The sequence below is a fragment of the Methylobrevis pamukkalensis genome, from assembly GCF_001720135.1.
GTDB classification, from domain to species: domain Bacteria; phylum Pseudomonadota; class Alphaproteobacteria; order Rhizobiales; family Pleomorphomonadaceae; genus Methylobrevis; species Methylobrevis pamukkalensis.
In genome coordinates this window covers 15,859-30,220 of sequence record NZ_MCRJ01000048.1, presented here as the reverse complement: position 1 = coordinate 30,220, position 14,362 = coordinate 15,859, and the positions used below count along the sequence as shown (strand labels likewise).

The 14,362-nt window shown below is 69.4% G+C and carries 15 protein-coding genes and 1 pseudogene; 11 read left to right on the top strand and 5 right to left on the bottom strand.

Going from position 1 to position 14,362, the window contains the following annotated elements; all coding sequences use genetic code 11:
- Positions 1–242: 242 nt before the first annotated feature.
- Positions 243–401, top strand: coding sequence for a YqaE/Pmp3 family membrane protein (locus A6302_RS09775; RefSeq protein WP_069306884.1), 159 nt, complete (start codon positions 243–245; stop codon positions 399–401).
- Between the two features lie 89 nt (positions 402–490).
- On the opposite strand, the gene A6302_RS09770 is transcribed toward A6302_RS09775, so the two are convergent.
- From A6302_RS09770 to A6302_RS09760, 3 genes are all read right to left on the bottom strand, one after another.
- Positions 491–1,111 carry a 2,3-bisphosphoglycerate-dependent phosphoglycerate mutase gene (locus A6302_RS09770; RefSeq protein WP_069306883.1) on the bottom strand — a complete coding sequence of 207 codons (621 nt, stop codon included), beginning with the start codon at positions 1,109–1,111 and terminating at the stop codon, positions 491–493.
- Positions 1,112–1,137: 26 nt separating this feature from the next.
- Positions 1,138–1,941 (bottom strand): 4-hydroxy-tetrahydrodipicolinate reductase, encoded by an 804-nt coding sequence (gene dapB / locus A6302_RS09765; RefSeq protein WP_069306888.1) that lies wholly within the window; start codon positions 1,939–1,941, stop codon positions 1,138–1,140.
- A gap of 104 nt (positions 1,942–2,045) precedes the next feature.
- On the bottom strand, positions 2,046–2,837 hold the full coding sequence (locus A6302_RS09760; protein WP_069306887.1) for an alpha/beta hydrolase: 792 nt from the start codon (positions 2,835–2,837) through the stop codon (positions 2,046–2,048).
- A gap of 550 nt (positions 2,838–3,387) precedes the next feature.
- Here A6302_RS09760 and infC point away from each other — a divergent pair.
- The 10 genes and pseudogenes from infC (at position 3,388) to A6302_RS09710 (ending at position 11,460) form a co-directional block, all read left to right on the top strand.
- Positions 3,388–3,927 carry a translation initiation factor IF-3 gene (infC, locus tag A6302_RS09755; protein ID WP_083255657.1) on the top strand — a complete coding sequence of 180 codons (540 nt, stop codon included), beginning with the start codon at positions 3,388–3,390 and terminating at the stop codon, positions 3,925–3,927.
- Between the two features lie 266 nt (positions 3,928–4,193).
- Positions 4,194–4,949: a dienelactone hydrolase family protein gene (locus tag A6302_RS09750; protein ID WP_069306881.1), complete on the top strand. Its 756-nt coding sequence runs from the start codon at positions 4,194–4,196 to the stop codon at positions 4,947–4,949.
- A gap of 60 nt (positions 4,950–5,009) precedes the next feature.
- Positions 5,010–5,462 carry a DUF1810 domain-containing protein gene (locus tag A6302_RS09745; protein ID WP_069306880.1) on the top strand — a complete coding sequence of 151 codons (453 nt, stop codon included), beginning with the start codon at positions 5,010–5,012 and terminating at the stop codon, positions 5,460–5,462.
- Positions 5,463–5,735: 273 nt separating this feature from the next.
- Positions 5,736–5,936: a 50S ribosomal protein L35 gene (gene rpmI, locus A6302_RS09740; RefSeq protein ID WP_069306879.1), complete on the top strand. Its 201-nt coding sequence runs from the start codon at positions 5,736–5,738 to the stop codon at positions 5,934–5,936.
- 45 nt (positions 5,937–5,981) lie between these two features.
- Positions 5,982–6,343 (top strand): annotated as a pseudogene (gene rplT / locus A6302_RS09735) (50S ribosomal protein L20).
- Between the two features lie 205 nt (positions 6,344–6,548).
- Positions 6,549–7,631, top strand: coding sequence for a phenylalanine--tRNA ligase subunit alpha (gene pheS / locus A6302_RS09730; protein ID WP_069306878.1), 1,083 nt, complete (start codon positions 6,549–6,551; stop codon positions 7,629–7,631).
- A 4-nt stretch (positions 7,632–7,635) separates the two neighbouring features.
- Entirely contained in the window at positions 7,636–8,010 is a 375-nt protein-coding gene (locus A6302_RS09725; protein WP_069306877.1) for an endonuclease domain-containing protein, read from the top strand.
- A 227-nt stretch (positions 8,011–8,237) separates the two neighbouring features.
- Positions 8,238–10,658 carry a phenylalanine--tRNA ligase subunit beta gene (gene pheT / locus A6302_RS09720; RefSeq protein ID WP_069306876.1) on the top strand — a complete coding sequence of 807 codons (2,421 nt, stop codon included), beginning with the start codon at positions 8,238–8,240 and terminating at the stop codon, positions 10,656–10,658.
- Positions 10,659–10,789: 131 nt separating this feature from the next.
- Entirely contained in the window at positions 10,790–11,035 is a 246-nt protein-coding gene (locus A6302_RS09715) for a type II toxin-antitoxin system VapB family antitoxin (RefSeq protein ID WP_069306875.1), read from the top strand.
- Entirely contained in the window at positions 11,035–11,460 is a 426-nt protein-coding gene (locus tag A6302_RS09710) for a type II toxin-antitoxin system VapC family toxin (protein ID WP_069306874.1), read from the top strand. Before A6302_RS09715 ends, A6302_RS09710 begins: the two co-directional genes overlap by 1 nt.
- Before the next feature lie 26 nt (positions 11,461–11,486).
- Here A6302_RS09710 and mepA read toward each other — a convergent pair whose 3' ends face one another.
- The gene (gene mepA, locus A6302_RS09705) at positions 11,487–12,368 is read right to left on the bottom strand and encodes a penicillin-insensitive murein endopeptidase (protein ID WP_083255656.1); all 882 of its coding nucleotides are present in this window, start codon (positions 12,366–12,368) and stop codon (positions 11,487–11,489) included.
- A 144-nt stretch (positions 12,369–12,512) separates the two neighbouring features.
- The gene (locus A6302_RS09700; protein ID WP_069306873.1) at positions 12,513–14,342 is read right to left on the bottom strand and encodes a hypothetical protein; all 1,830 of its coding nucleotides are present in this window, start codon (positions 14,340–14,342) and stop codon (positions 12,513–12,515) included.
- Positions 14,343–14,362 lie beyond the last annotated feature (20 nt).

The following is a 14,362-nucleotide window of genomic DNA, read 5'->3' as shown; positions in this document are numbered from 1 at the left end:
CAAGCGGACTCTCGTCAGGGCGTGACGTCGGCGGGACTAAGATCCTTTCGCCCAGCGTCCCCTCCCCCCTGGAGGGGGAGGGACAGGGAGAGGGGGGGAGGCGCATCCGCGTCTTCGGCGCCGGAAGTCTCACCCGCCGCGCATCATCTCCCCGTCCCCAATTGTCACCCTCACGGGAACCCATCCCCGCTTCGTCCGTTGATCGGCCACGACCACCGATCAATCGACCCTCGCGGAGCTTCATGGATCTCGTTCGCATCATCATCGCCGTCCTGCTGCCGCCGCTCGGCGTGTTCCTGCAGGTGGGCCTTGGCAAGCATTTCTGGATCAACCTGCTGCTGACCCTGTTCGGCTACATTCCGGGCATCGTCCATGCGATCTGGGTGATCGCGAAATACTGAGAGCCTCGCCGGACCAGTTTCAATGCATCGAGGGGCGTGGCCGCCGGCCGCGCCCCTCGTCGTTTCAGGCGATCCTTCCGGGGCGATCCTCAGTCCATCAGCACGTCCTTGTCGACGATCGCGCCTTCCTCGTCGAGGCGGTAGACGATCGGGATGCCGGTCTCGAGCTCGCGGGCCAGGATTTCCTCGCCGCTCAGGCCTTCCAGTTCCATGATCAGCGCACGCAGCGAGTTGCCATGGGCGGCAACCAGCACGTTCTCGCCCTTCAGCACCCGCGGCAGGATCTCGGCCTCGAAATAGGGCAGCACCCGGTCGGCGGTGGTCTTGAGGCTTTCGCCGCCGGGCGGGGGGACGTCGAAGGAGCGGCGCCAGATGTGGACCTGCTCCTCGCCGAACTTCTCGCGGGCGTCGTCCTTGTTGAGGCCGGTGAGGTCGCCGTAGTCGCGCTCGTTCAGCGCCTTGTCGCGGATCGTCTCCAGATCGGCCTGGCCGATGCCCTCCAGAATCAGCCGGCAGGTGTGCTGGGCGCGGACGAGTTCGGAGGTGTATGCGACGTCGAAGCGGATGCGCATGTCATGCAGCTTCGCGCCCGCCGCCTTCGCCTCCTCGACGCCCTTCTCCGTCAGGTCCGGGTCCTTCCAGCCGGTGAACAGGTTCTTGAGGTTCCATTCCGACTGGCCGTGGCGGACGAGAACGAGCATGCGGTTCATGGGGCGGGGCTCCAGCGCAGAGGGGATCAGTCGGACAGGCCGAGCACGTCGGCCATGGTGTAGCGGCCGGGCTTGCGGCCCCGGGCCCAGAGGGCGGCCTTGACGCCGCCGCGGGCGAAGATCGAGCGGTCCTCGGCCGAATGCGACAGGGCGATGCGCTCGCCTTCGCCGGCGAAAATTACCGTGTGCTCGCCGACGACCGAGCCGCCGCGCAGGGTGGCAAAGCCGATGCTGCCCGGCAGGCGCGGGCCGGTGTGGCCGTCGCGCACCCGCACCGACGCGGCGGCCAGATCGACGCCGCGCCCGGCGGCGAGCGCCTCGCCGAGCAGGAGGGCCGTGCCGGACGGCGCGTCGACCTTGTGGCGGTGGTGCATTTCCAGCACCTCGATGTCGAAGTCCTCGTCGAGGGCGGCGGCGGCCTTGCGGGCAAGACCGGCGAGAAGGTTCACGCCGAGGCTCATGTTGCCCGACTTCACCACCACCGCATGGCGGGCGGCGGCGTCGATCTTCGCCTCGTCCTCGGCCGTGCAGCCGGTGGTGCCGATCACGTGGACGATCCGCGCCTGGGCCGCGTATTCGGCAAACTGCACGGTGGAGGCGGGCGTCGTGAAGTCGAGCACGCCGTCGGCGTCGACGAAGGCCTGCAGCGCATCGTCGGTGACCGTGACGCCGAGTTCGCCGATGCCGGCGAGCAGGCCGGCGTCCGTGCCGACGGCCGGCGAGCCGGGGCGCTCGACGGCGGCCGAGATCGTGCAGCCGGCGGCGGCCGTCACGGCGCCGATCAGCGACCGCCCCATGCGGCCCGCGGCGCCGACCACGACCAGCTTCATGTCCGCCATCTTGCCTCTCCGGTCCCTGTTGCGACGCAGGATCGCAGGTGATGTCCCTGTTCCTGATAGCAGGCGCGCAGGCGGCACGAAAGCGTCGAGACGCCTTATGCGGCAGTCCCTTCGACCATGCCGTCCACCGCCGCCAGGATGCGGGCGATGTCCTCGGGGCGCGACAGCCGGTGGTCGCCGTCCTTCACCAGCGTCAGCACCACGTCGCCGTGGGGGATCGATTCGACCAGCCGCAGCGCATGGCGCCAGGGCACGTCCGGATCCTCGACACCCTGCAGGATGTGCACCGGACAGGTGATGTCGATCGGCGCGCCAAGGAGCCGCTGGGCGCGGCCGTCCTCGATCAGCGCCCTCGTGATCACGGTGTCCTCGCCGTAGTCGCTCGGGCGCCGCAGCAGCCCGTCGCGCATGAGCGTCTCGCGCATCTCAGGCGTGAAGGAGGCCCACATCAGGTCCTCCGTGAAATCGGGCGCCGGGGCGATGAGGACGAGGCCGGCAAGACGGGCGCCCTCGCCCGCCCGGGTCAGGTCGCGGGCCAGCAGCAGCGAGATCCAGCCGCCCATGGACGAGCCGACCAGCACCATCGGCCCCGGCACGAGCGCCTCGACCACGGCCCGCGCCTCGGCGGCCCAACGGCCGATCGTGCCGTCCTCGAAGGCGCCGCCGGAAGCGCCGTGGCCGGAATAGTCGAAGCGGACGACGCGGCGGCCGGTGGCGCGGCCATGGGCGGCGAGGGCCTCGGCCTTGGAGCCGGTCATGTCCGAGCGGAAGCCGCCGAGCCAGACCAGCGTCGGCCCGAAACCTGGCGTCTCGATCGCCGCGATCGCGCAGGCATCAAGCCCCTTGCCGGCCGTCAGCCGGTGTTCCACATCCGCCGTGACGCTCATCATCCCTCCCTCGCACCGCCGGCCGCCGCCGCCGGGACCCTGTCCTGCAGGCACCCCTTGCCCGCGATTGTTGCGTCGCGCAACATGATCGACCCGCGCCCGGCCGCGCAACCCTTGACTTTCGGCCCTGTTCTGCCCCATTTTCAGCCTCGTGAACTGCAGGGCGTTGTCCACGGGTCAGGGCACGGGTCAAGGCTTCGCCTCCTCGCTTACGGGCGTGTGAGGTCTTCTTCGTTTTTCACCGGTTCGGTCGCTGTGCGGCCTTCGCGCCGGAGACGGGACTGGCAGGCCGGATCTCCGGCTGCAGGTCGTGCCCCCCGAACGGACATGCTTCGAAGGGACCGGCCGCCGGAAGGCGGCGCCCTTTCGCCTGCAACCGACAGCTCCGCCCGGACGCGGCGCCATCGGGAGAGATTGTGCCGCGGAACCGACGGTTTCGCGGAACGTTCGTCCAGAATGATCATGGACATCGTGCCCGGGCCGACCGGCAGGGCACAGCGCCCGCCGCGATGCGGACGGCGCGGATGTCCCCTCAAGAGGAGAAGACAACATTCGTCGCCCGTTCAGAGCTCCGCCCACCACCAAGGAAGGGCCGCGCATCAACCGCGAAATTCGCGTTCCGGAAGTCCAGCTGATCGGCGAGGACGGCGAGAACGTCGGTGTGATCGCCATTCAGGACGCGCTGGCCCAGGCGGCCGAGGCCGGCCTGGATCTCGTGGAGATCTCCCCGAATTCCCAGCCGCCCGTCTGCAAGATCCTCGACTACGGACGCTACAAGTTCGCGTCGCAGAAGAAGGCCGCCGAGGCCCGCAAGAAGCAGAAGATCGTCGAGATCAAAGAGATCAAGATGCGGCCGAACATCGACACCCACGACTACGAGGTGAAGATGAAGGCCATGGAGCGCTTCTTCGAGGAAGGCGACAAGGTGAAGGTCACGCTTCGCTTCCGCGGCCGCGAGATGGCGCACCAGGATCTCGGCTACAAGCTGCTGATGAAGGTGAAGGAAGAGACCGGCGAGATCGCCAAGGTCGAAGCCGAACCCCGCCTCGAAGGCCGGCAGATGGTGATGCTGCTTTCGCCGCGCGGCTGACCCACGGCCACATCCGGGACGACGACCACGGGACTGACGACAGCGGCGGGATTTCCCCGCCGCTTCGCATTCGTGACCCCCGCTGACGGCCGCAGGTCCGTGCGGGCGTTGCCGTCTTGCCCCCTGCCACGCCCGATCGCGCGCCTGTTCACGCATTCGTGAGCGCGCCGCAGCGGCCGCTTCGGCCGCCCCCTCCGCCCCGGACTTGCCGGATTGCAACCCGGCGCCATCTCCTCCCCACCGATTGATCCAGAGGAGGGGATTTCATGCGTCTCGTTTCCGCCGCCGCCGCAGCGGCCGTCGTCGCCTGCACCACGCTTGCCGCCCAGGCCGGCGAGACCGTCACCTACACCGCCGGCGACATGGAGATGGAGGGCTACTTCGCCCCCGCCGCCAACGGCACCTCCAAGGGCGCGGTGCTGGTGATCCACGACTGGGACGGGCTCGACAGCTACGAGACGAAGCGGGCCGACATGCTCGCCGGCCTCGGCTACGACGCCTTCGCGGTCGACCTCTTCGGCAAGGGCGTGCGCCCGGACACGGTCGACGGCCGCCGCACCGAGACCGGCAAGCTCTACGCCGACCGCGCGCTGATGCGCGAGCGCCTGCTCGCGGGCATCGCCGAGATGCGCGAGAAGGGCGCCGCCTCCAAGACGGTCGTCATGGGCTACTGTTTCGGCGGCGCCGCGTCGCTGGAGCTTGCCCGCTCCGGTGAAGCCAGCGACGTCGTCGGCTACGCCAGCTTCCATGGCGGCCTTGCCACGCCCGAGGGCCAGTCCTTCTCGAAGGAGACCCCGGCACTGCTGATCGCCCATGGGGGTGCCGACACCTCCGTGCCCATGACCGAGGTTGCCACCCTCTCGACCGAGCTGGAAGCCGCCGGCGTTCCCTACGAGATCGAGGTCTACTCCGGCGCGCCCCATGCCTTCACCGTGTTCGGCAGCGACCGCTACCGCGAGGTGGCGGACAAGAAGTCGTGGTCGGCCTTCGAGACCTTCCTCGAGGAACGCCTGCCGATGTGACCGGCGAACAAGGGTGCGCGGGGCGCGTTCCTCCCTCGCGCACCGACGCTGGAGATAACCATGACCGCCCTCGAACGCAGCCGTCACCCGGACCCCTTCGATCTCGCCCGTTTCATCGAGGCCCAGGATCCGGTCTACGGCCGCGTCCGCGCGGAACTCTCCGACGGACGCAAGGCAAGCCACTGGATGTGGTTCGTGTTTCCGCAGATCGACGGCCTCGGCTTCAGCGAGATGTCGCGGCGCTATGCGATCGGCTCGATCGACGAGGCGCGGGCCTATCTCGCCGATCCGGTGCTCGGCGCACGGCTCGACGAGTGCACCTCGCTGGTGATCGCCGCCGCCGACCGGCCGCTCAACCGCATTCTCGGGCCCGTCGATGCCGTGAAGTTCCATTCGTCGATGACGCTGTTTGCGCGCGCGGCCGGTCCCGACTCGCTGTCGTCGCGGGCGCTGGACGTGTTCTTCGGCGGCGAGCCCGACGACGCGACGCTGACGCTTCTTCCCGCCGCCTGAGCGGGGTCCGGCTTGCCAACCGGCCGGACGCCGCCGGCTTGCAATCTCCCGCTTTTCCGCCTATAAGGCCGCCACTTCGGGTCGCCCGGCTCGGGCGCCGTTTCTGCGCGCGCTCACGGGCATGCCGTGGCGACCTCGAATGCTCACCCGGACCGTAGACGCGGGACGACACGGCGGAGCCATCCGCCGATCGTTCCGTTTCGGACCGATGACACGAACCGGCGGCAGATTCCTCGCGGACCTGTCCGCCCGCTTGACCGAAAGACGAGCGAAATGCCCAAGTTGAAGACCAAATCCGGCGCCAAGAAGCGCTTCAAGGTGACCGGCACCGGCAAGGTGCTGTCGGCCCAGGCCGGCAAGCGTCACGGCATGATCAAGCGCAGCGCCAAGTTCGTGCGCAACGCCCGCGGCACCACGACCCTCTCGGATCAGGATGCCATCATCATCAAGAAGAACTTCCTGCCCTACGCCTGAGAAGCTTCTTGCCGATTTTCCTGATCTGACCGGAGTACTGCCAACATGGCACGCGTGAAACGGGGCGTTACCGCCCATGCCAAGCACAAGAAGGTCCTGAAGGCCGCAAAGGGCTTCTACGGCCGTCGCAAGAACACGATCCGCACCGCCAAGGCGGCTGTCGATCGCTCGATGCAGTATGCGACGCGCGACCGTCGCGCCAAGAAGCGCACCTTCCGCGCCCTGTGGATCCAGCGCATCACGCCGGCGTCCGCGAAGTGTCGGAGAGCATGACCTACGCCCGCTTCATCGACGGCCTCAACAAGGCCGGCGTCGAAGTGGACCGCAAGGTTCTATCCGATCTCGCCATCCATGAGCCGGCGGCGTTCAAGGCCCTCGTCGAGAAGGCCCAGAGCGCGCTGGCCTGACACGGCCGGACGCGACGGGCCGATCCCCGATCGGCCGCATCCTCATGACAGGCGGCGCGCCGATCGGTGCGCCGCCTGTCTGCGTTCAGAGCACCGATTCCGCCGCCAAGGCGCGATCCCGCCGGTGGAATTTCCCCGCCAATGGGGATAGAAGTCGCGCGGCGATGATCCGCGACGAGACACGGCAGGAACGAGACACGGCACGATGACCGACATCAAGCAACTCGAAAGCGACATTCTCGGCGCCGTTGCCGGCGCGGAAGACGAGGCGGGCCTCGAGACGGTGCGGGTCGCCGCGCTCGGCAAGAAGGGCTCGGTCTCGGAGCTTCTGAAGGGCCTCGGCGCGATGAGCCCCGAGGAGCGCAGGACCGCGGGTCCGGCGATCAACGGCCTCAAGACCCTCGTCGGCGACGCGATCATGGCCCGGCGCGAGGCGCTGAAGGCGGTGGCGCTGGAGGCGCGGCTGGCGCGCGAAAGCCTCGACGTGACCCTGCCGGTGCGGCCGGGTGCGGCCGACACGGGCCGGATCCATCCGATCACCCAGGTGATCGACGAGATCACCGCGATCTTCGCCGACATGGGCTTCTCGGTTGCCGAAGGCCCGGACATCGAGACCGACTTCTTCAACTTCACGGCGCTGAACTTCCCGGACGACCATCCCGCCCGGGAGATGCACGACACCTTCTTCTTCAACCCGAAGGAGGACGGCGAGCGCCTGCTGCTGCGCACCCACACCTCGCCGGTGCAGATCCGGACCATGCTGTCGTCGCAGCCGCCGATTCGGGTGATCTGCCCGGGCCGCACCTACCGCTGCGATTCGGATGCGACCCACACGCCGATGTTCCACCAGGTGGAGGGGCTGGTCGTCGACCGGCACAGCCACTTCGGCCATCTGCGCTGGATCCTGGAAGAGTTCTGCAAGGCCTTCTTCGAGGTCGAGAACGTCAAGATGCGCTTCCGCCCCTCGTTCTTCCCCTTCACCGAGCCGTCGATGGAGGTGGACGTCCAGTGCACCCGCACCGGCTCGGAAGTGCGGATCGGCGAGGGCGACGACTGGCTCGAGATCCTCGGCTGCGGCATGATCCATCCCAACGTGCTGCGGGCGGGCGGCATCGATCCCGACGAATACCAGGGCTTTGCCTGGGGCATGGGCATCGACCGCATCGCCATGCTGAAATACGGCATGCCGGACCTGCGGGCCTTCTTCGACGCCGATGTGCGCTGGCTGAAACACTACGGCTTCCGCCCGCTCGACCTGCCGACGCTGTTCGGGGGGCTGAGCGGGTAGGACCATGAACGCCCGCCCGCTGCCACCTGACCGCCGGCAGCTTGCCCGAACTCTCCGCAAGGAGATGACGGACCCGGAGCGGCGGGTATGGCATGCGGTGCGAGGCAAGCGTTTCTCCGGATTCGGCATTCGCCGGCAGGTTCCGATCGGTTCCTACATCGTGGATTTCGTCTGCCAGAAGCGAAAGCTGGTGATCGAGATCGATGGCGAACAGCACGGGTGGCCGGAACAGGCGGAGCGCGACGAGATCAGGACACGATGGCTGGAAGCAGCCGGTTATCGTGTTCTGCGTATCTGGAATTTCGAGGTGATGACGACGTTCGAAGTCGTGCTGGAGCGTATCTACGCAGCACTTCAGGAGGGTGAGGAGGGGCCGTGATCCCCCTCTCCCTGTCCCTCCCCCTCCAGGGGGGAGGGGACGACAGACGCGGCGCTCGTTCTCCTGACAACCCCCTCGCCTCGGCGCAACGCCGTGATGGCGACGGGCCTTCCGTCCTTCGTCCCCTCCCCCCTGGAGGGGGAGGGACAGGGAGAGGGGGAAGCCACACGGATTGACATGGCCGCATGTGACCTGCACACGGCCGACCTGACAGCGGATCGAGACCCATGAAGTTCACCCTCTCCTGGCTGAAAGACCACCTCGACACCGACGCCACGCTCGACGACGTGGTCAATGCCCTGACCATGGTCGGGCTCGAGGTGGAGGGCATCGAGGATCCGGGCAAGGCGCTCGGCGCCTTCACGATCGCGAAGGTGCTCTCGGCCGAGAAGCATCCGAATGCCGACAAGCTGCAGGTGCTGCGGGTCGCGACCGGGGCCGGCGAGCCGGTGCAGGTGGTCTGCGGCGCGCCCAATGCCCGCGCGGGGCTGATCGGCGTGTTCGCGGCGCCCGGCACCTACGTGCCCGGCATCGACACCACGCTCTCGGTCGGCACGATCCGCGGCGTCGAGAGCCGCGGCATGATGTGCTCGGGCCGCGAGTTGAAGATTTCCGAGGATCACGACGGCATTCTCGACCTGCCGGCCGACGCGCCGGTGGGCACGCGCTATGCCGACTGGGTCGGACTGTCCGATCCGGTGATCGAGATCGCCATCACCCCGAACCGGCCGGACTGTCTCGGCGTGCGCGGCATTGCCCGCGATCTTGCCGCCCGCGGCCTCGGCCGGCTGAAGGAAGAGACCATCCGTCCCTTCCACAGCGACTTCGAGAGCCCGGTGCGGGTCGAACTGCGCCTGCCCGCCGAGCGGCAGGACGCCTGTCCGGTGTTTGCCGGCCGGGTGGTGAAGGGCGTGACCAACGGCCCCTCCCCCGAGTGGATGCAGAAGCGCCTGCGCGCCGTCGGCCTGCGGCCGATCTCCGCGCTGGTCGACATCACCAACTACATCTCCTTCGACCACGGCCGGCCGCTGCACGTCTATGACGTCGCAAAGCTCACCGGCACGGTGCATGCCCGCATGGGCCGGACAGGCGAGAGCTTCGCCGCGCTCGACGGCAAGACCTACCAGGTCGACGAGGAGATGACGGTGATCGCCGACGAGGCCGGTGTGCTCGGCCTTGGCGGCATCATGGGCGGCGAGGCTTCGGGCGTGACCGAAGCCACCGTCGACGTGCTGATCGAAAGCGCCTTCTTCGAGCCCAACCGCACCGCCCGCACCGGCCGGCGCACCGGCATCAACTCGGACGCCCGCTACCGCTTCGAGCGCGGCGTCGACCCGGCCTTCGTCGTCGACGGGCTGGAGCTCGCCACCCGCTATGTCACCGAGATCTGCGGCGGCACGCCCTCGCGGGCGACGGTGGCCGGCGCCCAGCCGATCGTCGACCGGACGATCGACCTGCCGCTGTCGGAGATCCGGCGCCTGTCCGGCCTCGACGTGCCGCTGGCCGAGATCACGGTGATCCTGAAGATGCTCGGCTTCTGGATCTCCGGCATGGGCGACACCGTGAAGGTGGCGGTGCCGACCTGGCGTCCCGACGTCCATGGCAAGGCCGACCTCGTGGAAGAGGTGGTGCGCATCGCCGGCATCGACCGGGTGAAGGCGACCCCGCTGCCCCGCGGCGAGACCGTGGGCCTCAAGGTGCTGACCCCGATCCAGATCCGCACCCGGCGCGCCAAGCGCGGGCTTGCCGCGCGCGGCATGGTCGAGGCCGTGACCTGGTCGTTCCTGTCGAAGGCGCAGGCCGAGCTGTTCGGCGGCGGCGCGCCGGAGCTTGCCCTTGCCAACCCGATCTCCACCGAGATGAGCGACATGCGGCCGAGCCTCGTGCCCGGCCTCGTGGCCGCCGCCGGCCGCAACGCCGACCGCGGCTTTGCCGACGTGGCGCTGTTCGAGGTCGGCCAGGTGTTCCGCGGCGACCGCCCCGAAGACCAGTTCATCGCCGCCTCGGGCATCCGCAAGGGCACGGCGGGGCTTGCCGGCGACGGCCGGCACTGGTCGGGCAATGCGGCTGCCGCCGGCGTCTACGACGCCAAGGCCGACGCGCTGGCGGTGCTGGAATCGGCGGGGATGGATGCCTCGAAGGTTCAGGTCGTCGCCGGTGGTCCGTCCTGGCTGCATCCGGGTCGCTCGGGCACGATCCAGCTCGGGCCGAAGGTGATCCTCGGCCATTTCGGCGAGATCCACCCCGCCGTGCTGGAGAAGATGGATGTCGCCGGCCCGATCGCCGCCTTCGAGGTGATCCTCGACGCCATCCCGCTGCCGAAGGCGAAGCCCACCAGGGCGAAGCCGCCGCTTGCGGCCTCCGACCTGATGCCGGTGAAGCGCGACTTTGCCTTCGTGGTCGACGAGACCGTGGAAGCGGCGAAGATCATCCGCGCGGCCCAGGGCGCGGCCAAGCAGGTGATCGGCGACGTCGGCGTGTTCGACATCTTCCGCGGCGAGCATGTGGGCGAGGGCCGGAAATCGGTCGCGATCGAGGTGACGCTGCTGCCCCAGGGCAAGACCTTCACCGACGAGGAGATCGAGAAGATCGGCAAGGACGTGATCGCGGCGGTGACCAAGGCGACGGGTGCGGCCCTGCGCGGCTGATCCTCGCGACCTTGAGACGATCGAACAGGCCGGCCACCGCAAGGTGCGCCGGCCTTTTTCATGGCCGCCGCCGCGCCGCTCTCGACGGGATATCCCTCCGAGGCTATCTGTATATGCAGAGGAGATCTCCGATGGCTCTCTACATCCGCGACCAGACGGTCGACGATCTGGCAACCGAGTTGCAGCGCCTCACCCGGGCGAAGACCAAGACCGAAGCCGTCCGCCGCGCGCTCGAGAAGGAGATTGCGCTCGTGAAGCAGGCGCCGCCGCTTGCCGACAAGGTCGCGACGGCGCTCGCGCGGGCCGACGCGCTCGGCGCCTCAGACCCGTCGTTCGACATGAAGACCTTCACCGACGAGATGTGGGGGAACGTCTGATGTTCGTCGATGCGTCGGTTCTGGTGGCGATCCTTGCGCGCGAGGCCGACGGCCCGCATTGGCTTGACCGGCTGACAGCAGCGCCGGACCTGACCGTGTCGCCGCTGGTGCGATATGAGGCCACCGTCGCGCTTGCCGGCGTGAAATCGCGCGATGCGGGGTCGGGGCGTCGGCCGACGCCGGAATTGCTGCTTGGCGCGCAGGAGGCGGTGGATCTTCTGCTCGACGGGCTCGGCGCCACGCAGATCCCGATCACCCCGGAGATCGGCAGCCTCGCCCTCGACGCCGCCGCCCGTTTCGGCAAGGCGGTCGGCCATGCGGCCGATCTCAACTTCGGCGACTGCTTCGCCTATGCCTGCGCGAAGGCCGAGGGCGGCGCCCTCCTCTACAAGGGCGAGGATTTCTCGAAGACCGACCTCGCCTGACGCTGACAGCCGCTCCTGCAACAGACTCACCGCGCCACCAGCACCTCGCTGCAGGCCGGCGGCAGGTCCTTCAGGGTGACGGGACGGGGCGGCGGAGCCGGCTTCTTCGGCTTGTCCGGCTTGGCGTAGGGGGCGTCCGACAGCCACCACGCAAGCTCCTTGCCGCAGCCGTCGCCGGGCGGCGGCGCCGCCTGATCCTTGCAGCCGGACGAGCCGCGCGGACAGTCGATCCGGATGTGGAAGTGATAGTCGTGGCCATACCAGGGGCGCACCTTGGAGAGCCACGCCCGGTCGCGGCCGGCGCCCTCGCACAGCGCCTTCTTGATCGCCGGATTGACGAAGATCCGCGCCACCGCGCGGTCCTTCGCCGAGGCGCGGATCAGCGCCGCATGAACGGGTGTGAACTTGCGCGGATCGACCGTCTTGCCGTTCCGGTCCAGCATCGACACGGCGGAGACATTCTCGCGCTCGCGGTTGGTCATCAGGTGATCGGGCGTCGGCTGCAGCCAGATGTCGGCGTCGAGGCCGATCTGGTGGCTGGAATGGCCGGTGAGCATCGGCCCGCCGCGCGGCTGGGCCATGTCGCCGACCATCAGGCCGCGCCAGCCGAGATCGGGGGCTTTCGCAGCCAGCCGTTCCAGCGTGGCGATGAGGTTGGGATGACCCCAGAAGCGGTTGCGCGACAGGCGCATCACCTGCCAGCCCGGCCCGTTCACCGGCAGCGCGACCGCGCCGGCCAGACAGCCGCGCGCGTAGGAGCCGATCGCCCGCGCCGCCAGCGGAGCAGGGGTGTCCTTTGCGCCGAAGAGTTCCTTGGCCGGCGTTTCGGCCGCCGCCGCCGTGCCCGGCAGGCCGAGGCTCACCAGCATCAGGAGCGCGCCGAGGAGGAGGATGGGTCTTGGCACCATGGCTCTGTTCGTCCCGTTCGCTGCCCCGCGCCGGAGTCTAGCCGGCTTTCCCGTTCCTGGGAATCGTCGGCGCGGCGAAAGGCGCGCCGCGCTACCGCAGGGTCGGCCGCAGGTCGAAGCGGCCGTCCGGACGGATCGACCCGGTCACGTCCGGGTCCGGAACGACCGTGCCGTGCGGCGCGGCGCCGACCCGGCGGAACACCCGCGCGTCGCCCGTCGCCGCCACCGGCTCCAGCCAGGCGGGCACGCTGCCGGCCGACAGCCCGGCCAGCAGCCCGTCCGGCGCGCGCGTTGCCAGCTTGCGGGCGGTCGCCTCGCCGGCGCAGAAGGCGACATAGGCGACATCGCGGCGGAGGACGACCGCCTCGGCACCGGCCGCGGCAGGGTCAGCGCAAGGTCGGCGTCGAGGATGCCGGCGGTGTTGCGGTGATAGGGGGCGGAGAGCACGCTGCTGCCGGTCAGGCTCAGGATCGGTGCGCCGAGCGTCCAGGGCGCGGCGACCAGACCGGCGGGAACCGAGCCGAGCGCGGCGGCCACGTCCCTCTCGCAGGCCGCGATGTCGTAACCCTTGCCGCCGTCGAGACGGCCGACGCTGCCGGCGGCGGCGAAGCCGAGATACCAGACCAGCGGCACGGTGCCGAGCAGGGCGAGGATGCCGGCAGCAGAGGCGCTGGTCCGCACGTCCGGCCGGTCGGCAAGGCGCACGGCGAGGGCTGCGACCAGCGGCAGGGCCAGCGCCTGCACCGTGACGATGCCGCGGATCTGCCAGGCCGAGACCAGCAGCATCAGGCCCAGCATTGCCGCCAGCATCCGCCAGGCGAAGCGCTCGCCGGCCGGGATCACCCGCCAGCAGGCGGCAAGCAGCAGGAGGGTGACCAGCGGCGGAGCAAAATAGATCACCGCGAGGCTGGGGCTGCGGGCCGCGACGGCGGCGATGTTCATCGCCTCGGTCACGTCGTCGAGCCAGATCGGCCCGAGCCGCGGGTCGAGCGCGGCATAGGGGCCGGCAAGGCAGAGCGGCACGGTGAGCGCGAGGGCGGAGACGAGCAGGCAGCCGAGGCAGGCAAGGCCGGCGCCGCGCAGGAGGAAGCCGGTCGGTCCGTCGTCGCGGCTGCCGCCGAGCACGCGGGCGAGCGCCGCAAAGCCGCCGCCGCCGGCCAGCGCCAGGCCCACATAGAGCGGCGAGATCGCGTCGCAGACCGGGACACCCCACCGGCCGGGCGCGACGGTGGCGAGAAAGAAGCCGAGCGTGCCGAGGCCGAAGCCGAGACCGTAGCCGGTGACGCCGCGGCGGATCCGCTCGCCCTCGCGCATCCATTCGAGGCCGAGCACGGCGGCGCCGGCAATCACTACGACCAGCATCTCCATGCCGACCGCAAGGCTGGCGGCCGCGGCAAGGCCGGCCACGACACCAGCGCGCAGGCTGGCGTGAACGCCGCAGAGCGCGGCGATCATCGTCATCATCAGCACGGCCTGGACGTTGTGATGATCGATGCTGCCGGGGGTGAAGATCAGCACCACCGCCGGGCTGAAACAGGCCAGCGGCAGGACGACCAGCTCCGCCTTCGCCCCGCCGAGCCGTGCAGCGGCGGCGGCAAGCGCGAGCAGGAAGCAGGTGGCAAGCAGCAGCGGCCAGAGGTTGGCCGCGAGGATCTCGGCGGAGGCCCGGTCGGTGACAAGCGAGGCCAGCAGGATCAGGCCGGCGATCGGCGCATCGACCAGCCGCGACCAGTGCATGACCACGCCGGCGGGCGGGGCAAGACGATACTGGGTGAGGTCATACCAGGGCTGGCCGGCGAGGAGATCGCGCACCTCGACGAGGCGCATCGTCGAATCGGGATCGAGGCCGCCGGCGAACACCGCCGGATCCCAGAATCGCCAGCCGAAGACGGCGACGAGCACGAGCGCCACGAGGGCGGCGATGAGAGGAACGGGAACGCTCCACCGGCGCGCCGCGCCGTGGGCGATCCCCATCGAGCCGTTTTCCATTTGTT

Coding starts and splice junctions, on each gene's coding strand:
- A6302_RS09775 (WP_069306884.1), top strand. CDS start 243: ATGGATCTCGTTCGCATCATCATCGCCGTCCTGCTGCCGCCGCTCGGC.
- A6302_RS09770 (WP_069306883.1), bottom strand. CDS start 1,111: ATGAACCGCATGCTCGTTCTCGTCCGCCACGGCCAGTCGGAATGGAAC.
- dapB (WP_069306888.1), bottom strand. CDS start 1,941: ATGAAGCTGGTCGTGGTCGGCGCCGCGGGCCGCATGGGGCGGTCGCTG.
- A6302_RS09760 (WP_069306887.1), bottom strand. CDS start 2,837: ATGAGCGTCACGGCGGATGTGGAACACCGGCTGACGGCCGGCAAGGGG.
- A6302_RS09750 (WP_069306881.1), top strand. CDS start 4,194: ATGCGTCTCGTTTCCGCCGCCGCCGCAGCGGCCGTCGTCGCCTGCACC.
- A6302_RS09745 (WP_069306880.1), top strand. CDS start 5,010: ATGACCGCCCTCGAACGCAGCCGTCACCCGGACCCCTTCGATCTCGCC.
- rpmI (WP_069306879.1), top strand. CDS start 5,736: ATGCCCAAGTTGAAGACCAAATCCGGCGCCAAGAAGCGCTTCAAGGTG.
- pheS (WP_069306878.1), top strand. CDS start 6,549: ATGACCGACATCAAGCAACTCGAAAGCGACATTCTCGGCGCCGTTGCC.
- A6302_RS09725 (WP_069306877.1), top strand. CDS start 7,636: ATGAACGCCCGCCCGCTGCCACCTGACCGCCGGCAGCTTGCCCGAACT.
- pheT (WP_069306876.1), top strand. CDS start 8,238: ATGAAGTTCACCCTCTCCTGGCTGAAAGACCACCTCGACACCGACGCC.
- A6302_RS09715 (WP_069306875.1), top strand. CDS start 10,790: ATGGCTCTCTACATCCGCGACCAGACGGTCGACGATCTGGCAACCGAG.
- A6302_RS09710 (WP_069306874.1), top strand. CDS start 11,035: ATGTTCGTCGATGCGTCGGTTCTGGTGGCGATCCTTGCGCGCGAGGCC.
- mepA (WP_083255656.1), bottom strand. CDS start 12,368: ATGGTGCCAAGACCCATCCTCCTCCTCGGCGCGCTCCTGATGCTGGTG.
- A6302_RS09700 (WP_069306873.1), bottom strand. CDS start 14,342: ATGGGGATCGCCCACGGCGCGGCGCGCCGGTGGAGCGTTCCCGTTCCT.